General features: G+C 68.4%; 20 protein-coding genes. 9 read left to right on the top strand and 11 right to left on the bottom strand.

Annotated elements, in window-relative coordinates; genetic code table 11:
- Positions 1-24 precede the first annotated feature (24 nt).
- The 4 genes from V3328_RS11430 to V3328_RS11415 are packed head-to-tail and all read left to right on the top strand — an operon-like array spanning position 25 to position 4,714.
- Entirely contained in the window at positions 25-987 is a 963-nt protein-coding gene (locus tag V3328_RS11430; protein ID WP_340329788.1) for a branched-chain amino acid ABC transporter permease, read from the top strand.
- The gene (locus V3328_RS11425; RefSeq protein WP_340329787.1) at positions 987-2,759 is read left to right on the top strand and encodes a branched-chain amino acid ABC transporter ATP-binding protein/permease; all 1,773 of its coding nucleotides are present in this window, start codon (positions 987-989) and stop codon (positions 2,757-2,759) included. Before V3328_RS11430 ends, V3328_RS11425 begins: the two co-directional genes overlap by 1 nt.
- Positions 2,752-3,459, top strand: a complete 708-nt coding sequence (locus V3328_RS11420) for an ABC transporter ATP-binding protein (protein ID WP_340329786.1) — start codon at positions 2,752-2,754, stop codon at positions 3,457-3,459. The genes V3328_RS11425 and V3328_RS11420 overlap by 8 nt, the downstream gene beginning before the upstream one ends.
- A gap of 37 nt (positions 3,460-3,496) precedes the next feature.
- A complete protein-coding gene (locus V3328_RS11415; protein WP_340329785.1) occupies positions 3,497-4,714 on the top strand; it encodes an ABC transporter substrate-binding protein in 1,218 nt (405 codons plus the stop codon).
- 167 nt (positions 4,715-4,881) lie between these two features.
- On the opposite strand, the gene V3328_RS11410 is transcribed toward V3328_RS11415, so the two are convergent.
- Positions 4,882-5,262 carry a carboxymuconolactone decarboxylase family protein gene (locus V3328_RS11410; RefSeq protein ID WP_340329784.1) on the bottom strand — a complete coding sequence of 127 codons (381 nt, stop codon included), beginning with the start codon at positions 5,260-5,262 and terminating at the stop codon, positions 4,882-4,884.
- Positions 5,263-5,452: 190 nt separating this feature from the next.
- Entirely contained in the window at positions 5,453-6,481 is a 1,029-nt protein-coding gene (gene dctP, locus V3328_RS11405) for a TRAP transporter substrate-binding protein DctP (protein ID WP_340329783.1), read from the bottom strand.
- Between the two features lie 215 nt (positions 6,482-6,696).
- On the opposite strand from dctP, the gene V3328_RS11400 reads away from it, so the two are divergent.
- Positions 6,697-8,754, top strand: a complete 2,058-nt coding sequence (locus V3328_RS11400) for a TRAP transporter large permease subunit (RefSeq protein WP_340329782.1) — start codon at positions 6,697-6,699, stop codon at positions 8,752-8,754.
- Between the two features lie 73 nt (positions 8,755-8,827).
- A complete protein-coding gene (locus V3328_RS11395; protein ID WP_340329781.1) occupies positions 8,828-9,745 on the top strand; it encodes an NAD(P)-dependent oxidoreductase in 918 nt (305 codons plus the stop codon).
- Positions 9,746-9,749: 4 nt separating this feature from the next.
- Here V3328_RS11395 and gpmI read toward each other — a convergent pair whose 3' ends face one another.
- The 8 genes from gpmI to V3328_RS11355 form a co-directional block, all read right to left on the bottom strand.
- Positions 9,750-11,276, bottom strand: coding sequence for a 2,3-bisphosphoglycerate-independent phosphoglycerate mutase (gene gpmI, locus V3328_RS11390; RefSeq protein WP_340329780.1), 1,527 nt, complete (start codon positions 11,274-11,276; stop codon positions 9,750-9,752).
- Between the two features lie 97 nt (positions 11,277-11,373).
- Positions 11,374-12,174, bottom strand: coding sequence for an N-acyl homoserine lactonase family protein (locus V3328_RS11385; RefSeq protein ID WP_340329779.1), 801 nt, complete (start codon positions 12,172-12,174; stop codon positions 11,374-11,376).
- 18 nt (positions 12,175-12,192) lie between these two features.
- Complete coding sequence (locus V3328_RS11380) at positions 12,193-12,591, bottom strand: (R)-mandelonitrile lyase (protein ID WP_340329778.1); 399 nt, start codon at positions 12,589-12,591, stop codon at positions 12,193-12,195.
- Between the two features lie 94 nt (positions 12,592-12,685).
- The gene (locus tag V3328_RS11375; protein WP_340329777.1) at positions 12,686-13,597 is read right to left on the bottom strand and encodes an NAD(P)-dependent oxidoreductase; all 912 of its coding nucleotides are present in this window, start codon (positions 13,595-13,597) and stop codon (positions 12,686-12,688) included.
- A 149-nt stretch (positions 13,598-13,746) separates the two neighbouring features.
- Positions 13,747-14,442, bottom strand: coding sequence for a GntR family transcriptional regulator (locus tag V3328_RS11370; protein ID WP_340329776.1), 696 nt, complete (start codon positions 14,440-14,442; stop codon positions 13,747-13,749).
- Between the two features lie 159 nt (positions 14,443-14,601).
- Positions 14,602-15,396 carry an SDR family oxidoreductase gene (locus V3328_RS11365; protein ID WP_340329775.1) on the bottom strand — a complete coding sequence of 265 codons (795 nt, stop codon included), beginning with the start codon at positions 15,394-15,396 and terminating at the stop codon, positions 14,602-14,604.
- Positions 15,397-16,746: an MmgE/PrpD family protein gene (locus V3328_RS11360; protein ID WP_340329774.1), complete on the bottom strand. Its 1,350-nt coding sequence runs from the start codon at positions 16,744-16,746 to the stop codon at positions 15,397-15,399. It lies immediately after the preceding gene.
- A gap of 164 nt (positions 16,747-16,910) precedes the next feature.
- Complete coding sequence (locus V3328_RS11355) at positions 16,911-17,663, bottom strand: SDR family oxidoreductase (RefSeq protein ID WP_340329773.1); 753 nt, start codon at positions 17,661-17,663, stop codon at positions 16,911-16,913.
- A gap of 180 nt (positions 17,664-17,843) precedes the next feature.
- Here V3328_RS11355 and V3328_RS11350 point away from each other — a divergent pair, with 180 nt between their 5' ends.
- From V3328_RS11350 to V3328_RS11340, 3 genes are read left to right on the top strand one after another with little or no spacing between them, the layout of a single operon-like run.
- A complete protein-coding gene (locus tag V3328_RS11350) occupies positions 17,844-18,293 on the top strand; it encodes a tripartite tricarboxylate transporter TctB family protein (protein ID WP_340329772.1) in 450 nt (149 codons plus the stop codon).
- 9 nt (positions 18,294-18,302) lie between these two features.
- A complete protein-coding gene (locus V3328_RS11345) occupies positions 18,303-19,835 on the top strand; it encodes a tripartite tricarboxylate transporter permease (protein WP_340329771.1) in 1,533 nt (510 codons plus the stop codon).
- A 19-nt stretch (positions 19,836-19,854) separates the two neighbouring features.
- Complete coding sequence (locus V3328_RS11340; RefSeq protein ID WP_340329770.1) at positions 19,855-20,850, top strand: tripartite tricarboxylate transporter substrate binding protein; 996 nt, start codon at positions 19,855-19,857, stop codon at positions 20,848-20,850.
- A 115-nt stretch (positions 20,851-20,965) separates the two neighbouring features.
- Here V3328_RS11340 and V3328_RS11335 read toward each other — a convergent pair whose 3' ends face one another.
- The gene (locus V3328_RS11335) at positions 20,966-22,303 is read right to left on the bottom strand and encodes an MmgE/PrpD family protein (protein WP_340329769.1); all 1,338 of its coding nucleotides are present in this window, start codon (positions 22,301-22,303) and stop codon (positions 20,966-20,968) included.
- Positions 22,304-22,366: the final 63 nt, after the last annotated feature.

The raw sequence follows: 22,366 nt of genomic DNA, 5'->3' as shown, positions 1-22,366 counted from the left end.
GGTCGAGATCGCGGAGATGCGCGGATGACGCCGACACAGATCCTGGTCGAAACCGTATTGCAGGCCATCGTCTCCGGCCTCTTCCTCGGCGCGATATACGGGCTGATGTGCGTCGGCCTGGCGATGATCTTCGGCATCATGCGGGTCATCAACTTCGCCCAGGGCGATTTCATGATGCTCGGCATGTACGCCGCCTACTTCATCTTCGTGAGCTTCGGCGCGCAGGCGCTGTTCGGCAGCATCCTGGGCCCCTACGTGTCGGTGGCGGTGGCCACCCCGATCCTGTTCGCGTTCGGCTGGGCCGTTCATCGACTGCTGATCCGGCAGGTCACCGGCATACGCACGGCGGACCTGGAGGGCGAGGGCCATTATGCGCAGCTGATCCTGACGCTCGGCATCGCGCTTGCCCTGCAGAACGGCGCGATGATCCTGTTCGGGTCGCAGCTGATCTCCGTTCGGACGCCGCTGGCGAGCCAGGCGTGGATGATCGGTCCGCTGTGGGGCGAGGCGGTCGCGATCTTCCTCAACAAGGCGCGCATCGTGGCGGGCGTCATCTCGGTGGCGGTCATCGTCGCGCTGTGGCTTCTCATCACGCGCTCCCGACTCGGCAAGTCGCTGCGCGCCGCCGCCGACAATCCCGAAGCCTCGACCTACATGGGCATCGACGTCGACCACGCCCACCGGGTCGCCTTCGCCCTGGGAACGGCGGTCACCGCGGCGGCGGGAGGCCTGCTGGCGACGAACTATCCGTTCCAGCCGTTCGTCGGGCTGGAATTCGTCATCGTCATGTATGCCGGCGTCGTCCTCGGCGGCATCGGCAGCGTGCTGGGCGCCTTCTGGGGCGGCATGGCGATCGGGCTGGTCCAGCAACTCTCGATCCTCGTCCTGCCGACGCAGCTGCAGAACGCGACGATCTTCGTATTCTTCCTGCTGATCGTGATCTGGCGACCGCAAGGCTTCTTCGGCCGGGTCTCGGAGCGCACGTGATGTCGACGTTCCTGCGCTCCCTGCTGCCGTTCTTCATCTTCGCGGCGATCTATCTGGCGATCGCCATGATGGTCGACAATTCCTACTATCAGCTCATCATCGCGATGGTGCTGGTGTGGGCCTGTTTCGGCCTCTCGTGGAACATGCTCAGCGGCTATACGGGCCTGATCTCGTTCGGCCACGCCTCGTTCTTCGGGCTGGGCGCGTTCGCGACGGTGCTGGCGCAGATCTACTTCGGCATCTCGCCGTGGATCATGCTGCCGGTGTCGGCGCTGATCGGTGCGGTCGCCGGCGTGCTCATCGGCCTGCCGACATTCCGGCTGCGCGGCCACTACTTCGCCCTGTCGATGCTCGCCTATCCGCTGGCAATGTTCTACGTGTTCCAGTGGCTCGGATATCCGGAGGTGACGATCCCGCGGGTCACCGAGAATCCGGCGCTGTACATGCAGTTCGGCGACCGGCGCGTCTACACGGTCCTGGCGCTGATCCTCCTGACCGCGATCGTGATGATCAGCCGCCAGGTGGAGCGGACCCGCTTCGGCATGGCGCTCATCGCCATCAAGCAGAACGAGGCGGCCGCCGAAGCCGCCGGCATCGACACGCTGAAATGGAAGCTTCGCGCGATCGCCGTCAGCGGCGCGATCGCCGGCGCCATCGGGGCGTTCTACGCGGTCGTGATCCTGGTCATCACGCCGAACTCGGTGTTCGGCATGCTGGTCTCCGCCCAGGCGCTGACGGTCGCCATGTTCGGCGGTGTCGGCACTGTCTGGGGCCCGATCATTGGCGCCGCCTTCCTGATCCCGATCGCCGAGATACTGCACGCCGAGCTCGGCACCTACCTGCCCGGCATCCAGGGCGTCGTCTACGGGGTCGCCATCATCGTGCTGATCATCGCCGCCCCCGAGGGCGTGTACTGGAAGGCCCGCGACATCGTGCGGTCGCGCCGGCCGCGAAGAACGGAACAAGACAGGCAGACGACGCAGGCCGCTCCGGCTCCCGGCGCCGCCGATGCCGCCGCTGAGGACCGGCGCACCGTCCATGACGAGGTGGTGCTCGACGTGCGCGGGGTCTCCAAGAACTTCGGCGGGCTGCGGGCGGTGCAGGACGTCAGCTTCACCGTCCGGAAAGGCGAGATCCTCGGCATCATCGGGCCCAACGGCGCCGGCAAGACGACGCTGTTCAACGTGCTCAACGGATTCCAGAAATCCGACGGCGGCCAGATGCTTCTGCATGGCACCGACATGCTCGGCCGGCGCCCGCACGCGATCTGCGCGGCCGGGATCGGCCGGACCTTCCAGGTGATGCGGCCGTTCAAGCGGCTGAGCGTCGCCGACAACGTCAAGGTGGGCGCTTACGTCCACGCCGGCAGCGAGGAGGACGCCGACGCGATCGCGCGCGCGGCGGTCGACCGCGTCGGACTGTCGGCTAGCTCCGATCGCATCGCCGCAACGCTGACGACGAAGGAACTGCGTCTCATGGAACTTGCCCGGGCGATCGCCGGCAAGCCGGAGATCCTGCTCCTCGACGAGACGCTGGCCGGCCTCGGCAGCGACGAATCCAAGGAGGTCGTGTCGATCATTCGCGCGCTGGCGGCGACCGGGCTGACGATCGTCATCATCGAACACACGATGCAGGCGATGGTCCAACTGGTCGACCGCTTCATCGTGCTGGACCATGGCCAGCTGCTGGTCGAGGGACTGCCGGAGGAGGTGACGAGGAACCCGAAGGTCATCGAGGCCTATCTCGGAGCGAAGTGGGCAGCGAATGCTTGAGATTTCCAACCTCACGTCGGGCTACTACGAGGTCGCGGTGCTGCACGACCTGTCCATCAGCGTGAACGCCGGGGAGTTCGTGTCGATCGTCGGCCCCAACGGGGCAGGCAAGACGACGCTGTTCAAGACGATCTCCGGCATCCTGACGCCGATGGCGGGCGCGATCACCTTCGAAGGGCAGAACCTGCTCGAGGTTCCGCCGCCGCGCCGGCCGCATCTGGGGATCGCGCACGTGCCCGAGGGCCGGCAGGTGTTCGCGTCGCTCACGGTCTACGAAAACCTGGAGCTGGGCGCATTCACGCAGGCCGGCCGGGCCGCGTGGAAGGAGAACCTCGAGAAGATCTACAGCTGGCTGCCGGTTCTCGGGGAGCGCGCCGGCCAGCTCGCCGGGACGCTCTCCGGCGGCGAGCAGCAGATGCTGGCGATCGGCCGCGGGCTGGCCTCTTCGCCCAGGCTGCTGATGCTCGACGAGCCGTCGATGGGCCTGGCCCCGGCGATCGCCGACTTCGTCTTCGAGAAACTGATCGAGATCCGCCGCGACACCGGCGTGACGATCCTGCTCGTCGAGCAGCGCGTCGCCGAAGCGCTCCAGTCGGCCGATCGCGGCTATGTGCTGGAGACCGGCCGGGTGGTTCTCGAAGGAACACACGAAACGCTGCAGGCCGATGACCGTATTCGGCAGGCGTATCTGGGCATGTGATGCCCGCAACGAAGAAACGGGAGGAATTGAGATGAAGATGGGTAGACGACTATTTCTTCTGTCGACGGTCGGGATCGCGGGCGCGGCCGCATTCGGCGCCACCGCCTTCGCGCAGAGTTCCGCCGATCCGATCCAGATCGGTCTCATCGCGCCGGTTTCGGGCATCTATGCCCGGCCCGGACAGGTGATGGAGATGGGCGCGGAACTGGGCATCAAGGACGTCAACGAGGCAGGCGGTATCGAATGCCTCGACGGCGCGCCGCTCGAACTCGTGGTCATCGACAGCGGCGACTCCGTGGAAAAGGCCACGAACGCCGCCGAACGCATGGTGGCGGAGTATCCCGATCTCGTCGGCGCCACCGGCTCGTATCTGAGCTCGTTCACGCTCGCCGTGACCGAAGTGACGGAACGGGCGGACCTTCCGGTTCTGACGCTGTCCTATTCGGACCTCATCACCGAGCGCGGCTTCAAGAACGTCTTTCAGACCTCGGCGACGGCCGGGGCGCAGGCATCGATCGCGCTGCCGATCATCATGGATCTCGCCGAGGCGGAAACCGGCGAACGGCCGAAGACGGTGGCGATCATCACCGACAACACCGCCGCGTCGCTCTCCTCGGTCAAGCGGATGAAGGACGGGCTGCTCGACGAACTCGGCCTCGAGATCGTCATGGAGGAGACCTTCACCCCGCCGCTGGCCGATGCGTCCTCGCTCGTGCAGCGGGTGCGGACCAGCCAGCCCGATCTCCTGTTCTTCCTGCCGACGGTGATCTCGGACGCCAATCTCATCCTGCAGAAGATGCAGGAGTTCCGGGTGAAGGTGCCGACGATCTCCTTCGGCATCGCCATCGCGGAGCCGGAAGTGCTGAACGTCATGGACGCCACCCTGCTCGAAAGCGTGATGTCTGCGGTCGCCAACTGGGGCACCAAGGGCCACGAGGACCTGATCGCCCGGCTCAAGGACGAGTACGGCGAGCCGTGGATGACGCAGAACGCGGTGTCGACCTACGGCGACATGTGGATCTTCAAGGCGGCGCTCGAGAAGGCCTGCAGCCGCGATCGCAAGGACGTCGCCGAGGCGCTGCGCACCCTCGACGGCGGCCCGAGCAAGTACTATCCGGGCGGCACCATCAGCTTCGACGACATGGGCCGCCGCGAAGGCGCCAGCCTGACCGTCATCCAGTGGCAGGACGGGGTGCCGGTGACGATCTTCCCCGAGGAGCTCGCCGTCGCGACGCCGCAGTGGCCTAGCGAATGAGCTAGCGCCATTCCCGGCCGGCGCTCCGGCCGGCCGCCAGCCCACAAAAAACCGGCGGCGCCATCGAGGCGCCGCCGGATTTTTTCGTGCCGAACTTCAGGGGATCCGCAGGTCCGATCCGGTGGGCAGGACCGGCGGGCAGGTCAGGCGGGCAGGACGGGGGCGAGCTACAGCTCGCCTGCCTCCTCCAGCACCCGCCGGGCGATCCTGAAGCATTCAACGGCGCACGGCACGCCTGCGTAGATGCCGACCGCGTGGATCGCGGCGCGGATCTGCTCCTTGGTCGCGCCGTTGGTCAGAGCGCCGCGGCAATGGGTCTCCCACTCGTGCCAGCGGCCGAGCGCGCCCAGCATGGCGAGGTTCATCAGGCTGCGCGTCTTCGGGTCGATCGCCTCGTCGCCCCAGCCGAACCCCCAGCACCACGCCGTCATCGCCTCCTGGAAGGGGCGGCTGAAATCGTCGGCGGCGGCAAGGTTCTTGTCGACGTACTCGGCCCCGAGCGTACCCCTGCGTTTCTCGAGACCCTTCTCGAACAGCTTGTCGTCCATGTGTGAGCTACCTTTCGGATGCGCCGGCCCTCCGCCGGCATCTGTGAACGTCGGACCCCGCGGCGGCTGCCCCGGGCAATTCGCTGATGCCGCGCGTCGCGACGCCGGGCCCGCCAGCAGGGAGCGGGACGCGGCATCGTCGAGCGGACGGCCGGCAGCGCCCCGGCGGCATGCGCCGGGGCGCCGGCAGTTACTTGCCCAGAACCTCCCGGGCGCGCTGGATGTAGGCCTCGCCGTCGAAGCCGAGTTCCGTGGCCCGGTCATAGAACTGCTGGTAGGAGGCCTGCGAATACTCCTCCGCCGTGACGCGGTCGACCTCCGACTGCGGCGCGGTCCACAGTTCCACGCCGTTGGCCTTCATGTTCTCGACCGCCTCGTTGACGTGCGAGTAGAAGTTGTAGAGCGCCTCGTGCTCGAGGTCGTCCATCTCCGCCTGGATCGCGGCGCGCTGGTCCTCGGGAATCGCTTCCCATGCGTCCTTGTTGATGATGATGACCCAGCCGGTGATCGGGCCGATCTTCCAGTTCTGGACGTTGGGGGCGAGCCGCCAGTACTCCTGGCCGTTGCCGTAGCAGGTCGAGGTGAAGACGCCGTCGATGACGCCGCGCTCCAGCGCCGGGGCGACTTCCGACAGCGGCAGCGGCGCCGGCTTGGCGCCGATCGCCTCCATCAGGGCGGCGGTCTGGGGGTTGTGGACCCGCAGCTTCTTGCCCTTGAAGTCCTCCAGCGTATGGATCGGCTCCTTGGAGAACAGCGCCTGGCTGCACCAGGCGCCCTCGGCCAGCACCACGGCGTTCCACTGCTCTTCCCAGAGCTTCTCAACGTCCTCGCACCAGAACGCCTCGCACAGGTAGGTGTACTCGGCCATGTTGTTGATCAGGCCGGGCAGGTTGAACACGCCCATGCGCGGCTCCTCGCCGGCCAGATAGGTGTGCAGCGCGCCGGACATCGGCACGCGGCCGTCGCGCACCGCGGCGGTGATCTGGGTGCCGCCGACGAGCGAATCGTTGAGCGTGACCTTGACCTTGCCGTCGGTCGCCTTGGCGACGCGGTCGGGAACCTGCTCCATCATCTTCAGGTAGAGCGAATTGGGCGACGGCAGGATGCCCATGGTCAGGTCGACGTCCTGCGCGGCGGCGGGCGTCGCCGACAGGCTCACGGCCAGCGGCACGGCCAGCACAGCGGCACCTGCGGCCAGCTTGAGTAGTCTCGTCAACATCTGCGGAAGTCCTCCCTGTATGATGGATGGTGTCATGCCTCGGCGGGGCGGATCCGCGCAGCGGCCGCCGTTCGCCGTATTGCAGTCATACAATCATACGCCATGATTGCAGGCAAGAGTGGCCGGTGATAGGGTCCGTCCGAAATTTCGCAGCGGGGGGAACCCGCGCGCGCCGCGGCAGGACCGCGGCGGCGGATCGTTCTCGGAGTGAATGGATGCAGCTTGAGGTGGCGGGCGCGGACGACAGGGCCGCGGGTGGCCCGCGTGCATCGAATGGCGTTCGGATCATAGACGTCCTGAGCGACGCCACCGGCATCGCCAGCGCCGTGGCGCTGCTGGCGATGGCGGCGATCATCTGCTTCGAGGTCTTCTCCAGGTACGTCCTGAACGAGCCGACCTACTGGGGCAGCGACATCGCCACCTACGTCCTCGTCGGCATGACGTTCATGGGCCTCGCGCAGGCCCAGAAGGCCGGCGACCACGTCCAGGTCGAGCTGCTGCTGACCTCGCTCGACGACGACCGCCGGCGGCGGGTGGAGATCTTCGCCAACTGGCTCGGCCTGACCTTCGTGCTGTTCGCCGCCTGGCAGATGGCGATCTTCAACCGGCAGGAATATGTCAACGACACGCGCGACTGGGGCCTGCTGTCGACGCCGCAGTGGATTCCCGAACTGCCCGTCACGATCGGGCTGGTGACGTTCGCGCTGGCGATCCTCGCCGATATCGCCCGCCACAGCCGTCCCCGCCGCATCGCCGGCATCGCCGGGCCGCTGATCGCCGTCGCGCTTGTCGCGGTGCTCGTCTGGCTCGGCACCAGGCCGATGCAGGTGGGTGGATACCGGGTCGACGTGGGATCCACGGCGATCATCGCGGCGGTGCTGGCCGGCGTGCTGCTGGTGAACGGCATCCGGATGTTTGCCGTGGTCGCGGCGAGCATCGCCGGCCTCGGCCTGCTCTACTGGGCGGCGAAGGGGGCGGCGCTGCCGATCGTCAGCCTGCTGATGGTGCTGACGCTGCTCGGCCTGCTGGTGGCGGGCGTCCGGGTGGCGCTGACGCTCGGCATCGTCGGCCTGCTCGGGCTGATGTTCCTGCTGCCGACGCCGCTGCTGTCGGTGATCGCCGAGCGATCGTGGAACAGCGTCAACACGTTCACGCTGACGGCGGTGCCGATGTTCGTGCTGATGGGCGCCCTGCTGATCCGAAGCGGCGTCACCCGCGAACTGTTCGATTCCCTGACCCAGTGGTTCGGGCGCACGCCCGGCGGCGTCGCGCACGCCACGATCGGCGCGTCGGCGGTGTTCGCGGCGGTGTCGGGATCGAGCCTCGCCACGGCGGCGACGATGGGCAAGGTCGCCTGTCCGGAAATGATCTCGCGCGGCTACAGCCGGCGCCTGACTTACGGGTCGGTGGCGGCCGGGGCGACGCTCGGCATCCTCATTCCCCCCAGCATCGCGATGATCATCTACGGCACCACGGTCGGCGTGCCGGTGACGCAGCTGTTCATCGCCGGCATCATCCCCGGCATCCTGCTGAGCGTCGCCTTCATGGGCGGCATCGCGGTGTGGTCGATGGTCCGGCCGTCGGCGACGCCCGCGGGCGAGCAGCACTCGCTTGGCGCCAAGGTGCGCGGCACGGTTTCGGTGCTGCCGTTCGTGGTGGTGATCGTCGTCGTGCTCGGCTCGCTCTACGCCGGTGTCGCGACGCCGACCGAGGCCGGCGCGGTCGGCGCAGCGGCCTCCTTCGTGATCTGCCTGCTGCGCGGCATGCTGAGCCCGCGGGCGCTCTACGACATCGCCATGGAGTCGGTGCGGATCACCTCGTTCCTGCTGCTGATCGTCGTCGGCGCGGCGATCATGAGCTGGGTGTTCGACTACCTGCGGATTCCGCGCACGCTGGTCAGCGAGGTCGAGGCGGCGGACCTGGCGCCATGGCTCGTGGTCCTGGTCATGGCCGGCATCTACGTCGTCCTCGGCATGTTCATCGAATCGATCTCGATGATGCTGATGACGCTGCCGGTGACCTATCCGATCGTCGTCGCGCTCGGGCTCGACCCGATCTGGTTCGGCGTGGCGCTCGTCATCATGATCGAGATCGGGCTGGTCACGCCGCCGGTCGGCATCGTGCTGTTCATCCTGCGCGGCGTCGGCGAGAAGATTCCCCTGCGCGAGATCGTCTACGGGGTGATGCCGTTCATCGCCATCCTGCTCGCCTTCCAGGTGCTCATCTACCTGGTGCCCGACATCGTCACATGGCTGCCCGCCCAATCGAAATGAGCCGCGCCGACCGGGTCGGAACCGGCCTGCGGCGCGCGCCAGCACGTCCTGAACATCAGAAGTGGAGTTGAGAATGTCGAAACCAACGCTTGGATTGATCGGTGTCGGCCGGATGGGCGACCCGATGGCCCGCAGGCTGCTCGAGGCCGGCTATTCCGTCACCGTCTTCGACAAGAACGCCGAGGCCGTCAGCCGCCTCGAGGGCGCCGGCGCGACCGCCGCCGCGAGCCCGGTAGCGGTGACGAACGCCTCGGACGTCACGATGCTGTCGCTGCCGACGCCGGATATCGTCGACGCGGTCGCCTTCGGCGACGACGGCATCGCCAGCGCCGACGCGCCGCAGGGCAAGACGGTGGTCGACCTGTCGACGACCGGACCGGAAGGTGCGCGCGCCCTCGCCGAGGGGTTGCGGAAGCTCGGCTTCGCGGTGGTCGACTGCCCGATCAGCGGCGGCGTCGGCGGCGCCGAGAAAGGAACGCTGGCGCTGATGGCCTCGGGCGACGAGGCCGACTACGAGCGGCTGAAGCCGGTCTTCGAAGTGCTCGGCAAGCCGTTCCTGGTCGGCCCGGAGCCGGGCATGGGCCAGATGACAAAGCTGATCAACAACCTGCTGTCGGTGACGGCGCTGGCGGTGACGTCGGAGGCGCTGGTGCTCGGCGCCAAGTCTGGCCTCGACCCGGAGACGATGGTCGACGTGTTCAACGTCAGCAGCGGCCAGAGCAACGCCAGCCTCACCAAGATCCCGAAGTTCGTGCTGACCCGGTCGTTCGACTTCGGTTTCTCGCTCGGCCTGTCGGCGAAGGATTCGAAGCTGTGCATCCAGCAGGCCGAGGAGCTCGGCGTGCCGATGATCGTCGGCAGCGCGCTGCGCCAGTACCTGAAGGTCGCCGCGGCCGAACTCGGCCCCGACGCCGACCTGACCCAGATCATCCAGCCGCTGGAGAAGTGGGCCGGCGTGACGGTCGCCGGCAAGGCCGCAAAGGCCGGCTGACCGGTCAGTCCTCGAACGTCACCAGAGAGGAGCCGGTCATCGCGGCCGGCTTCTCGATGCCCATCAGCGCGAGCAGCGTCGGCGCGAGATCCGCGAGCTTGCCGTCGGCGAGGCGTGCCCGGCGCTGCGTCTGCAGGATCACCGGCACGACGTTCAGCGTGTGCGCCGTATGCGGCGAGCCCGTCACGGGATCGATCATCATCTCGCAATTGCCGTGGTCGGCGGTGACGACCAGCGCACCGCCGCGCTCGGCGATGGCAGCCGAGATCCGGCCGAGCGCCGCGTCCACCGTCTCGACCGCCGCGATTGCCGCCGGCAGGCTGCCGGTGTGGCCGACCATGTCGGGGTTGGCGTAATTGACGACGAGCAGCGCGAACTCGCCGCTGCCGATGGCGCCCAGCACCGCCTCGGTCAGCTCCGGCGCCGACATCTCGGGCTGCAGGTCGTAGGTCGCGACCTTGGGCGAGGGCACCATCAGCCGCTCCTCGCCCTCGAACGGCTCCTCGCGGCCGCCGTTCAGGAAGTAGGTGACGTGCGGATATTTCTCGGTCTCCGCCATGTGCATCTGCTTCAGTCCGGCGCGGGACACCGTCTCGCTCAGGCCGTCGGACAGCGACTGCGGCTCGAACAGCACCGACATCAGCGAGTCGAGACCGCCGCCGTAGGAGACCATTGCGACGGCCGCCGAGAAGCCGATCGGGCGGCCGCGGTCGAAGCCGTCGAAATCCGGCTGCAACAGGGCGCTCAGGATCTCGCGCACCCGGTCCGAGCGGAAATTGAAGCAGAGCAGGGCATCGCCGTCCTTCATGCCGGCGTAGTCGCCGATCACGGTGGGAACGACGAACTCGTCGGTCTGGCCGTTCGCCAGCGCATCGGCGAGCGCCTGCTGCGGAGAGGCGGCGGAGGCGCCCCGTCCGTGGGCCAGCGCCTCGTAGGCGAGCGCGACGCGGTCCCAGCGCCTGTCGCGGTCCATCGCGTAGTAGCGGCCGCTGACGGTGGCGATCGCGGCGCCGTCGGGAAGCCCGGCCTGCAGGGCGCCGAGGAACCCCGCGGCGGAATCCGGGGCGGTGTCGCGGCCGTCGGTGAAGGCGTGGATGCGGGTACCGACATTGGCGTCGTGCAGCAGCCGGGCCAACGCGACGGCGTGGTCCTGGTGCGAGTGGACGCCGCCGTCTGAGACCAGGCCGAGGATGTGGCAGGTGCCGCCGGTCTCGCGCAGCCGCTCGACGAGGCCGCTGTCGGCAAGGCGCGCGGCAAGGTCGCCGCTGTCGATCGCCTGGTCGATGCGCGGCAGCTCCTGCATCACCACGCGGCCGGCGCCGATGTTGAGATGGCCGACCTCGGAATTGCCCATCTGGCCCTCCGGCAGACCGACGGCCGGGCCGCAGGTGGTCAGGAAGGCGTGCGGGCAGGTCTCGAACAGCCGGTCGAAGTTCGGCGTCTCGGCCTGCAGAACCGCATTGCCCTCGCGGATCTCGCTCCATCCCCAGCCGTCGAGAATGAGAAGCATGGTGGGCGGCGGCGTGGGCATGGGCGATGGACTCCCGAGGATGCGCTGAGCGAGGTATGCGGGTTTGTTGCAGCCTCCTATCCCTTGCCGGCCCGGGACCCGTCAAGGGCAGCGGCCATCAGGCCTTCGGGTCGGCGTCGAGCCGCACCGCGATCCCCTCCAGGCCCGGCGCCGCCGGCGGATAGAGGTCGTTGACGATCGGATCGTGTCCCGGAATGACGTTCGAGCGCTCGCTCGCCAGCGCGTAGAGCCGGTCGTATCCCTCCAGCGTGTCGGCGAGGCTATGCATGATCGGGAAGGCCCGGCCCTGCTCCATGTTGGCGTAGAAGTGGCTGGCATCCGACGCCACCACCATCCAGCCGCGCCGCGTCCACACGCGCACGACCTGCAGGCCCTTGCTGTGGCCGCCAACATGGTGGACGCTCAGTCCGGGCGCGATCTCGGCGTCGCCGTCGTGGAACTGGACCCGGCCGGCGAAGACCTTTCGGACCATCGCCACCACATCCTCCTCCTCGAACGGGAACTTCAGGGCGGCGTGGCACATGCAGCGTCCGGTGCTGTAGGCCATCTCGACGTCCTGCAGGTGGTAGCGGGCGCGCGGGAACATGTCGTAGTTGCCGCAGTGGTCGTAGTGCATGTGGGACAGGATGACGTCCTCGACCGTCTCGGGATCGACGCCGATCGTCTTCAGGCCGTCCGCCGGCGACAGCAGGAACTGCCGGTTGCGCTTTGCGGACATCGCCTCGTCGAAGCCGGTGTCGACGATGAAGGTGCGGCCGTTGCCGCGGATCGCCCAGACGAAGTAGTCGAGCGGCATCGGGCCGTCGTGCGGATCGCCGCCGACGAAATTGTGCGCTGCCGTCTGGCCCGGGTTGCGCGCGTAGCGCACCGCGAAGACTTCATATGGTTCGAGCGTCACAGCATGTCTCCCTAGGGTTCAGGCGGCGGAATACTGCTCGTCGGTGACGTGCTCCAGCCACTCGACATAGTCCCCGTCCTGGCTTTCCTGCATGGCGATATGGGCCATCAGCGTGTCCGGGCCGGCGCCGTGCCAGTGCTTCTCGCCCGGCGGGATCCAGACGACGTCGCCGGCGCGTATTTCCTGGATCGGACCCTCCCAGGTCTGCACGCGCCCGCTGCCCGCCGTCACGAACAGCGTCTGGCCGAGCGGATGGGTGTGCCAGGCGGTCCGCGCTCCCGGCTCGAAGGTGACGGCGGTCGATGTCAGCAGGGCCGGCGCCGGGGTGGAAATGATCGGATCCTGCCAGACCGTTCCGGTGAAGGCGTCCGCCGGGGCGCGCCGGGTCGGTCGTGATCCGCAGCGTATGATTTCCATGTCGCTTTCTCCCTGTTGCGTCGGGCGCGGATCGTCCGCGGAACCGCGATGTCACCGGCGCCAGGCGGGAGCGTATGCGGGCCGCGGCCGAAAGTCAGCCGGTGGCCGTTCCCCCGCCGCGCACCTCGACGCCGGCGTCCTTCTCCATCAGGGTGATCAGCCGGGTGAAGTCGGAGTCGGCCCCCAGTTCGTCGAGCGCCCGCTGCCAGACACCGAGGACGACCTCGCAGGCGGGAAGCGACAGGCCCATCGCCTTCGCCTCCTGCATGAACAGGGCGGAGTCCTTGTGCATCAGGCCGGTCGAGAAGCCGTAGTCGAAGGTCCGCGGCAGGATCGACTGCGGGAACTTCTGCATCGAGGCGGTGTTGCGGCCGCTGCCGGCGTTGACAACGTCGATCATCACGGTCGGATCGATGCCGGCCTTGGTGCCCATGACCGCGGCCTCGCAGGTCAGCGCCATCGCCGCCGCCGACAGCTGGTTGTTGAGCAGCTTCATCGTCTGGGCGAGGCCGGGCCGGTCGGAGATGTAGAACGGCTTGCCGATGACCTGGAGCACCGGCAGCAGGTCGTCGAAGTCCTCGCGCGGTCCGGAGAACATCACCGCCAGCGTGCCGGCCCTGGCTCCGCCGACGCCGCCGCTGACCGGACAGTCGAGCCAGCGGATGTCCCGGTCCGCCAGCTTCGCGCACAGGGTCGCCGCCATCTGCGGACCGGTGGTCGACAGATCGACGATGCGCCTGACGGCGCCGCCAGACGCCAGGCCCGCATCGCCGGTCGCAACCGTCTCGACGATCGGCGGCGTCGGCAGCGAGATGAACACCGTCCCGGCGGCGGCCGCTACCTCAGCCGGCGAGGCGGCCGCCTGCGCGCCCCGCGCCACGAGCGGTGCGAGGGCGCTTTCGTTGACGTCGTGGACGACGAGCGAATGGCCCGCATCGATCAACCGCCCGGCAATCGGCAGCCCCATGTTGCCGAGACCTATGAAGCCGAACTTATCGCTCCCCACTTGCGCGCCCAATTTTTCCTCCAGATCCGCCCGTCAGGGGCATGTTTGTCCGTGCCGCCCGAGGCGGCCGGATCGCGACAGTAGCCTTGATATGAGCGTAATACAATCTTGCGGAACGAGGCCGGCTTCAGGGCAACTGACGGCAGCGGTCAGTCGCGCTTGGCCGATTCCGCCATGGCGAACGTGGTCATCGCCGCCGCAGCGGCCCGGCGCACGTGCTCCATGGCCAGCGCCTTGGCCTTGGCGGGGTCGCGTGCCTCCAGCGCTTCGACCAGGGCTTCCAGCTCGCGCAGGCTCTTCGGCCAGCGGTTCGGCGCCTGCAGCGAGCGGCTGCGCAGCAGCATCGCCCGGGAGTTGAGCATGAACAGCGTCTTGCCCAGCGCCTCGTTGCCGGTCCCGGAAATCAGCGCCTCGTAGAACCTGTTCTTGAGCGCCACCCGCTTCTGCGCCGCGGTTGCCGCCTTCAGTTCCTCGAAGGCGGCACGCAGGGCGGCGCGCTCGGTATCGGAAGCGTGTTCGGCGAACAGCTGGGCGGCGAGCCCCTCCAGCACTTCGCGCACCTGATAGACCCCGATCGCCTGCGCGGCGGTTATGCGCGCGACGATCGGACCGCGGTGCGCGACGACCTCGATGAGGCCTTCGGATTCAAGCTGCCGCAGCGCCTCGCGGACCAGGGTGCGGCTGACCCCGGTCATCTCGCACAGGTCGCGTTCCGGCATCCGTTCGCCGGGTCCGAACCGGCCCAGCGCGATCGCCTGGCGGATGCTCTCCGTCACGCCGTGCCGCAGCGTAGCCGCCGGTCGGGGTACGAGAAACTGCTCGTCGGTCACCTTGGCTTCACTCATCGGCTGCGGTGTCTCTCTCGGGCTCGTTTCCGCGAATCCCGTATCGCTGCAAACGATTCACGACCAGTCGCACTCTAGCCCCTGCCGTTTCCCGCTGTCCATCGCCACCCGCCAGCTTTGTATTACCATCCTATCAGAACATGGCGGGGCGCCGCGCAGCTATGCGGCGAGCCAGCCGCCGTCGATCGGCACGGTCGTGCCGGTGATGTCGGCGCTCGCCGGACTGCACAGGAACACGGCAAGATCGCCGACATGCTCCATCGCCACGAAGCGCCCGGTCGGGCTGCGCTGCCTGGCATAGTCGCGCGCCACCTCCTCGAGCGGCTCGCCGCGGTCGCGCGCGATCTCCTCGATCCGCGCCATGATCGCTGGCGTCGGCACCGAGCCGGGACAGATCGCATTGCAGGTCACGCCGGTCGGCGCGGTCTCGATGGCGATGGCCCGCGTCATGCCGAGCAGCGCGGTCTTGGTGGTGACGTAGTCGATCCGGTTCTCGGCGCCGCGCCAGCCGTAGTAGGACGAGATGTTGATGATGCGGCCCCAGCCGCGCCGCTTCATCGCCGGCAGCGCGTGCCGCACGGCATGGAACGCCGCGGTGATGTTGACGCCGACCGACGCGTCCCAGTCGGCCGGGTCGAACTCCTCGATCTGCGCGAAGTGGCGCACCACCGCGTTGTTGACCAGGATGTCGACGCAGCCGAAGCGCTCGACGGCGGCGCCGACCATTCGGCCGATCTCGCTTTCTTTCCGCAGGTCGGCCGGATCGAATACCGCCTCGATGCCGTGTTCCTCCGCCAGCGCCGCCGCCGCCGCGTCGCCGTCGGCAACGCTGCACAGCCCGTTGAGCACGACGTTCGCGCCGGCGCCCGCAAAGGCCGCGGCCAGCGCGTAGCCGAGACCGCCGCCGGCCGAGCCGGTGACGAGCGCACATTTGCCTCGCAGCATCTCGGACATCTAAGATGCACCGGCGGCGAGCCGGACGACGTCGCCCGCATCGCCGGCCTTTTCGATGGTCCAGATCGCGTCGGCGAGCCGGCGCGCATCGCCGGTGAAGCCGACGAGCCGTGCGGCCTCGAACAGCTTTGCCTCGAGTTGCGCGTCGCTCAGCGGATTGCGGCGCGAGCCCAGCGCCTCGAGGATGTCCAGCCTCAACTCGCCCCCTCCGCGCGTGCGCACCACGAACTCGATCGAGGCGATGTCGCGGGACGGGTCGTCGTGGAACGTGACCTGCGGCCGGCCGGTGCGCAGCGTCTCGGCGGCCGCCTCGTCGGAGAACTCCTGCAGGCCGGCGCGACCCCGCAACAGGACGATGGCAATGGCGTGCTGCGCGCTGACCTGGCTCATGCGGCCGGTCGAGACGTCCGGCCGGTCCGTGCGCTGGCGCAGCAGGGGATGGCCGGTCACCTCGATGGCGGCGACGTCCTCGAGCTTCAGGCCCTCCCGCTCGCGCAGCTGCAGGCAGGCGTCTATGACCGGATTGACCACCACGCCGACGGGGTAGGGCTTGTAGGTGTTGGTGGCGATCTCCCAGTCGCTGCCGAGGCCGTCGACCAGCGCGTCCGTCGCCGGCTCGTCGGCATAGACGCGCAGGAAGCCGCGCTCGCCGGTCAGCGGCGCGACCGGGCCGGTAAAGCCGTTGCGGGCGAGCAGGGCCGAGGCAAGGCCGTTGCGGGCGGCGCCGCCGACGCTGGCACTCTTGGCCATGGTGCCGAGCATCTCGACGAGTCCCGACGACTGGACGGCGGCGGTGCTGAAGGCGTGCAGCATCTGATCGGGCGACAGTCCGATCATCGAGCCGACGCCGGCGGCGGCGCCGAACACCCCGCAGGTGGAGGTGATGTGCCAGCCGCGCGCGTAGTGATAGGGCGACATGGCGTTGCCGATCCGGCACTCGACCTCGCCCCCGGCGACGAAGCCGACCAGCACCGCCTTGCCCGGCAGGCCGGCGGCCTCGGCATGGGCGAACAGGCTGCCGAGCAGCGGCGCGGCAGGATGGATGATCGTCGCTTCGTGGGTATCGTCGAAGTCGAAGATGTTGGCGCCCATCGCGTTGACGTAGGCGGCGAGCATCTCGTCGGCACGCTCGCTGCGACCAACCAGGGTCGCGCTGCCGTTTGCGGAATGGGGCAGAAGCGTCTCGAGCGTCGCCTCGATGGCCTGCTCGCGGCAGCCGGCCAGCGCCGTGGCGAAGATGTTGACCAGCGACCGCTTTGCCTCGTGCAGAACCTCGGCGGGAATCGCCTCGATCTCGAGCTCGGCGGCGAAGCGCGCAAGCGTCGTCTCGGCGTTCGGAGTGTCCTGCATCGCGATGGTCCTGGTTGTTCGTGGAGAAGATGGAATGCCGGGACGGCTCCCTGATAATATCGTCATACAATCCGGAGCGCGTCAATGGCGCCCCGGCGTCCGGGCAGGGTCTCCCGGGTGTCCGGGCGAGGTCTGGCGAGCCGCGATCGTTGGTCCGGCTGTCGTCATATCCCGGGCGTCGTTCCGCCGTCGACCACGATGGTCGCGCCGTGGATGTAGCCGGCCTGCTCCGAGCACAGGAAGGCGACGGTGGCGGCGATGTCGGTGGGGGTGCCGAACCGGCGGATGCCGTAGCGCGCGCGCAAGGTCTCGCGGGCCTCCGCTTCCGGGGTCCCGTCCTTCTCGGCCTGCACGCGGATCCGGGTCTGCAGCCGGTCGGTCTCGATATGGCCGGGGCAAAGGGCATTGATGCGGATGCCTTCGTCGGTTCCGCGCTTTGCGATCGCCTTGGTGAAATTGACCAGCGCGCTGTTCACGGGGCCGCCGACGGTGAATTCCGCATCGGGAGTCTGCGCCGACACCCCTGCGATGTTGACGATGACCCCGCCGGTGCGGGCCAGGTGGGGCCAGGCGCAGCGGCAGAAGCGCACGGCGGCATGATATTTCAGCGCGAAGCCCGACAGGTGATCCTCGTCCGGCAGCGTCAGGAAATCGCCGCGTTTGGTCGCGCCGGCGTTGTTGACGAGAATGTCGAGCCGGCCGAGGCGCTCCAGCGTGGCGGCGACGACGCGCTCCGGTTCGCCGGCGACCGAAAGATCGGCGGGGACCGCGAGGGCGTCCGGGGCGCCGAGATCGCGTGCCTCGGCGACGACATCGGCGAGCGCATCCGCGTTCCGGGCCGCGACGACGGGCGTGACGCCATCGGCGGCCAGCGCGAGTGCGATGGCGCGCCCCAGACCCTGGCTCGCACCGGTCACGATCGCGGTTCGTCGCTGTGGCGCGCTGCCCCCCTCAGACATGCTTCCTCCATAGGATTGTAGTATTGACTTACGGACTTCATCCTATACGGTTCGCTCAAGACCGGTGCAAGGCAAGAGGACACTGGCGGGGCCCCGACGAGGGCCCGGATGGTGGGGAACGCAAGGGAGTCGACCTCCGTGGACAAGGCTGACTTGATCGGGGGCGCCGGTCTGGCGCTGCTCGGCTTTCTGATGATCTTCGTCATCATACCGGCGAGCACCGAAGAGGGCATGTATTTCGGCCTGTCACCGACCTTCTTCCCGACGCTGCTGACGGTGCTGCTGACGGCCTGCGCGCTGGGCCTGGTGGCTCAGTCGCTGCTGCGCATGCGCCGGCGCGTCGCCTCCAGGCCGTTTCCGCTGACAAGCTGGAACTTCCTGATGTTCCTGGCCTCGGCGTGCCTGGCGTTCGGCGGCATCCTGGCGATCGACTGGTTCGGGATGCTGGTCGGCGGCCCGATCCTGATCGGCGCCCTGATGCTGTTTCTGGGCGAACGGAATCCCTTGCGGATCGCGCTGACGGCGACCGTCCCTGTCGGCCTGGTGTACCTGCTGGCGATCCACGTACTCGGCACCCCCGTGCCGTGAGGACACCCTGTGCTTGAGGAACTGCTCACGGCTTCGGGCGACATCTTCACGCCCCTGGTCATTGCCTACATCGTCCTCGGGGTCCTGCTCGGCTACGTCGTCGGGGCGCTGCCCGGCATGAACCGGACCACCGCGATCGCGGTCGCGCTGCCGTTCACCTTCACCATGTCGCCGGCGGCCGCCCTGTCGTTCCTGATCGGCATCAACAAGGGCGGGGCGGCCGGCTCCGCGGTCTCGGCGATCCTGCTCAACGTGCCGGGAGAACCCTCGTCGGTGGTCACCACCTACGACGGCTATCCGATGACGAAGCAGGGCAAGGCCCAGAAGGCGCTGAAGGTGGCGCTGCTGGCGTCGGTCGCCGGCGACGTGTTCGCCACGATCGTGCTGATCCTGCTGGCCCGGCCGATCGCGCGCTTTGCCATCGGGCTCGGTCCGATCGAGCTGGCCTCCATCCTGGTGTTCTCGATCACCTTCATCGCGGCGGTGTCCGGCGAGTCGTTCCTGAAGGCGATGATCGCGGGCTTTCTCGGCCTGCTCCTGTCGGCGCCCGGCATCGACATCGAGACCGGCCTGCCGCGGCTCACCTTCGGCATCCTCGAGCTGTACGACGGCGTGCCGCTGCTGGCAGTCGCGATCGGCACGTTGGCGCTGTCGGAGATCCTCGTACAGATCGACGAGGGATGGCGCGGTCGCCACCAGTATCCGCGCCCGCCCGATGACAGCGCCGTCGCCGCCGACCGGGCGCTGAGCCTGAAGGAGATCGTCAGCGTCTCGCCGGCGGTGCTGCGCGGCTCGCTGGTCGGCACCGGAATCGGCCTGCTGCCGGGTCTCGGCGCCACGCTGGCCTCGTTCCTGTCCTACACCTGGGTGAGGCGCAGCTCGAAGACGCCGGAGGCCTTCGGCAAGGGCCAGCCGGACGGCGTCGCGGCGTCGGAGTCCGCCGACAACGCCACCGTCCCGGCCTCGCTGATCCCCGTCTTCGCCATCGGCGTTCCCGGCAGCCTGTCGACCGCGCTCTTGATGGGCGCGTTCATGATGCACGGCCTGACGCCAGGGCCGTTCCTGTTCCGGGACGGCGGCGAGGTGGTGTTCGCGATCTACCTGGGCATGCTGCTGGCGTCGGTCGCGCTGCTCGCCGTCGGCCTGTTCGGGCAGCGCATCTTCAGCCTGGTCATCCGGGTCCGGCAGACCGTCATCCTGCCGGTGATCGTGTTTCTCTGCGTCGTCGGCGCCTACATGGAAGGCGGCGGCATGTTCGGCGTCTACCTGATGCTGATCTTCGGCCTGGTCGGCTACTTCATGAAGAAGTTCGACTACTCCTTCGTCACCTTCGTCGTCGGCTACGTGCTCGGACCCATGGCCGAGCTGACGATCCGGCAATCGCTCATCATCTCGGAGGCCAGGCCCGGGGTGCTGATCGATCACCCGATAGCCATCCTGTTCCTGCTGCTGGCGATCCTGTCGATCTGGCGGTTCGCGATCGCGGGAGCACGATCCATGCGGATGGACCAGTCCCCATCCGTGCAAGATCCGAACACCTGATCAGAAAGGGAGGAAGCCCATGAAGACTTACCGACACCCGCATGCCCTCGGCCGCAGGACGGCCCTGGCCGTGCTCGGCGCGGCGGCCCTCGGCGTCGCCGTCGCGGGCCCGTCGCTGGCGCAGGAGTGGCCGACCAAGCCGGTGACGGTGGTGGTGGCCTATCCGGCCGGCGGCGGCACCGACAGCGCCATCCGCGCCATGACCGACATCGTCAGCGAGAAGCTCGGCCAGCCGGTGCTGGTGCAGAACGTCGGCGGCGCCGGCGGCGGCGTCGCCGCCGCGCAGGTCGCCAAGGCCGATCCCGACGGCTACACGCTGCTTGCCACCAACTCCACCTCGATCACGCTGGCGCCGCTCGTCCAGAAGATGCTCTACGACATCGACGACTTCGAGAACGTCGCCATCCTGGGCGAATTCCAGAACGCCATGTTCGCCAACAAGGACAAGCCGTTCAACACGCTCGACGAACTCGTCGCCACGGCGAAGGAGGAAGGCCGGCCGATCAGCTTCGCCAGCCAGCTGGCGATCGACCGCCTGCTGATGCAGTACATCGCCAAGGAACGCGGCTTCGAGCTGCGGCCGCTGCCCGTCAGCGGCGGCAGCGGCGCCGTCCAGGCGGTGCTGGCCGGCGACGTCGACCTGTCGTTCTCCGGCGGCTCCTGGGCGCCGATCGTCGAGGCGGGCGACGCCAAGGCGCTGTTCGCCGCCTCGCACGAGCGGCTGAAGCGGGCGCCGGACCTCGTCTCCATGAAGGACCTCGGCTTTCCCTTCGGCGTCAGCTCGCACATCTCGCTGCATGCGCCGGCCGGCACCCCGCCGGAGGTCATCGCGAAGCTCTCGGCGGCCTTCGAGCCGGCGGTCAACGGCCAGATGGCGCAGAACGTCGGCGACAACCGGAACATGGACATGACGTTCCATGACCACGAGGGTGCCGACAAGGTCATGCAGGACCAGCGCGCCACCTACGAGAGCATTCTCGAGGCGGTGGGCGACGAGGCCAACAAGGCCCAGTAAGGCGGGCTTCAAGGCCGGGTTCGGTCTTCGAAATGCCGGGGGCGAGGCGGACAACCGCCTCGCCCCCATTTTAGTCAGATCCCGCAGGCCGCGCTGCGCGGTCTGGTCGCAAAGCTCAGCGCGGGACGGTCCCGGCGACGAGATCGCCGACCGCCGGCAGCGCGTCGATGGTCCAGCATGCCTGCAGGACCGTCTCCACCTGCTCGGCCGGCAGGGCGCGAACGGCCTGGTCGCGGAACTTGGCCGACAGCTGGTCGTCGCTCATCGGCCGTTCCAGATTGCCGAGCGAGTGCTCGAGCGTCTTGGCGAGGACGCTGCCGTCGGCAAGCTCCACCTCGACATGCACGCCGTCCTCGGTGATCGCCGGATCGCCTTCCGGCACCGCCGCGTCGCGGACCCGCTTGACCTCGGGGTCGTTGACCGCCGCGTCGGTGTACTCGTCGAGCCCGGCGCGGCCGCGCACGAGGCCGACGGCTGCGCCGTGCACCACGGAGAACTTGCCCTGCAGTCCGGTCGAGATGTCGCGCTTGCCGCACAGGTCCATGACCAGCGGCGCGACCCGCAGGCGCACCGCCCTGATCGCGGCGGCGTCGAGCCGGTGCTCTTCCTTCAGCTGGATGCAGGCGTCGATCGCCGGATGGTTGACGATGCCGCACGGGAACGGCTTGTAGGTGTTCACCCGCAGGTCGAAGTCTCTGCCCAGCCCGTCCGTCACCTTCGCCAGGTCGCGGTCGGCGGCAAGCACGTGGGCAAAGCCGCGCGGCCCCTCAAGGCCGTATTCGCCGCTGGTGAAGCCGTTGCGCGCCAGCAGCGCGGCCTCGTAGCCGTTCTGGGCGGCCCGGCCCGGGTGGAAGGGCTTGCCCATCGACCCGAACATCTCGCGGATTCCCGCCGACTGCGTCGCCGCAAGGCCGATGGTCCAGACCATGTCCTGGACGCCCAGTCCCGTCAGCTTGCCGATGGCGGCCGCCGCCCCGAGCACGCCGCAGGTGCCGGTGCTGTGCCAGCCGACATCGTAGTGCGAGGGATAGGTCGCATTGCCGACCCGCGAGGTCGTCTCGAACCCCAGCACGAAGGCATGCAGGAAATCCTCTCCGCTGACGTCGTTGCAGCTGGCGTAGGCGAGCAGCGCGGAAGCGACCGGCGAACTGGCATGGATGTAGTTCTTCGGCAGCGTGTCGTCGTAGTCGTGCACGTGCGTGGAGATGCCGTTGACCAGCGCGGCGCGCAGCGGGTCGAGCTTTTCGCGACGGCCGACGATCAGCCCGTCCTTCGGGCCCGAGAAGGGCGTGAAGGTGCGGATCGCGATCTCCGTGGCCTCCTCCGGCGCCCCGCCGAGCGCGCAGCCGACGATGTTGACCAGCGCCCGCCGGGCCTCCCGCCGCACGTCGTCGGGAAGATCGGCGCTGCGGCTTTCGACAAGATACTCCGCCAGTTCCCGCGTGACTGTCATTCCCGTCCTCCCCTGGTTCCGGTATGGGCCCTCCACCGAAGGCTCGCCGCGCCGTCGGAGCGG

The organism is Microbaculum marinum (assembly GCF_037855135.1).
GTDB classification, from domain to species: domain Bacteria; phylum Pseudomonadota; class Alphaproteobacteria; order Rhizobiales; family Tepidamorphaceae; genus Microbaculum; species Microbaculum marinum.
Note: the sequence above shows the minus strand (reverse complement) of the source record. Positions and strands in the feature narration are given on the sequence as shown.

What these genes read in the sequence shown, in the direction of transcription:
- V3328_RS11335 (WP_340329769.1), bottom strand. Translation starts at nt 22,303, where the DNA reads ATGACAGTCACGCGGGAACTGGCGGAGTATCTTGTCGAAAGCCGCAGC.
- gpmI (WP_340329780.1), bottom strand. Translation starts at nt 11,276, where the DNA reads ATGCCCACGCCGCCGCCCACCATGCTTCTCATTCTCGACGGCTGGGGA.
- V3328_RS11380 (WP_340329778.1), bottom strand. Translation starts at nt 12,591, where the DNA reads ATGGAAATCATACGCTGCGGATCACGACCGACCCGGCGCGCCCCGGCG.
- dctP (WP_340329783.1), bottom strand. Translation starts at nt 6,481, where the DNA reads ATGTTGACGAGACTACTCAAGCTGGCCGCAGGTGCCGCTGTGCTGGCC.
- V3328_RS11420 (WP_340329786.1), top strand. Translation starts at nt 2,752, where the DNA reads ATGCTTGAGATTTCCAACCTCACGTCGGGCTACTACGAGGTCGCGGTG.
- V3328_RS11370 (WP_340329776.1), bottom strand. Translation starts at nt 14,442, where the DNA reads ATGAGTGAAGCCAAGGTGACCGACGAGCAGTTTCTCGTACCCCGACCG.
- V3328_RS11400 (WP_340329782.1), top strand. Translation starts at nt 6,697, where the DNA reads ATGCAGCTTGAGGTGGCGGGCGCGGACGACAGGGCCGCGGGTGGCCCG.
- V3328_RS11340 (WP_340329770.1), top strand. Translation starts at nt 19,855, where the DNA reads ATGAAGACTTACCGACACCCGCATGCCCTCGGCCGCAGGACGGCCCTG.
- V3328_RS11415 (WP_340329785.1), top strand. Translation starts at nt 3,497, where the DNA reads ATGGGTAGACGACTATTTCTTCTGTCGACGGTCGGGATCGCGGGCGCG.
- V3328_RS11425 (WP_340329787.1), top strand. Translation starts at nt 987, where the DNA reads ATGTCGACGTTCCTGCGCTCCCTGCTGCCGTTCTTCATCTTCGCGGCG.
- V3328_RS11395 (WP_340329781.1), top strand. Translation starts at nt 8,828, where the DNA reads ATGTCGAAACCAACGCTTGGATTGATCGGTGTCGGCCGGATGGGCGAC.
- V3328_RS11410 (WP_340329784.1), bottom strand. Translation starts at nt 5,262, where the DNA reads ATGGACGACAAGCTGTTCGAGAAGGGTCTCGAGAAACGCAGGGGTACG.
- V3328_RS11360 (WP_340329774.1), bottom strand. Translation starts at nt 16,746, where the DNA reads ATGCAGGACACTCCGAACGCCGAGACGACGCTTGCGCGCTTCGCCGCC.
- V3328_RS11430 (WP_340329788.1), top strand. Translation starts at nt 25, where the DNA reads ATGACGCCGACACAGATCCTGGTCGAAACCGTATTGCAGGCCATCGTC.
- V3328_RS11365 (WP_340329775.1), bottom strand. Translation starts at nt 15,396, where the DNA reads ATGTCCGAGATGCTGCGAGGCAAATGTGCGCTCGTCACCGGCTCGGCC.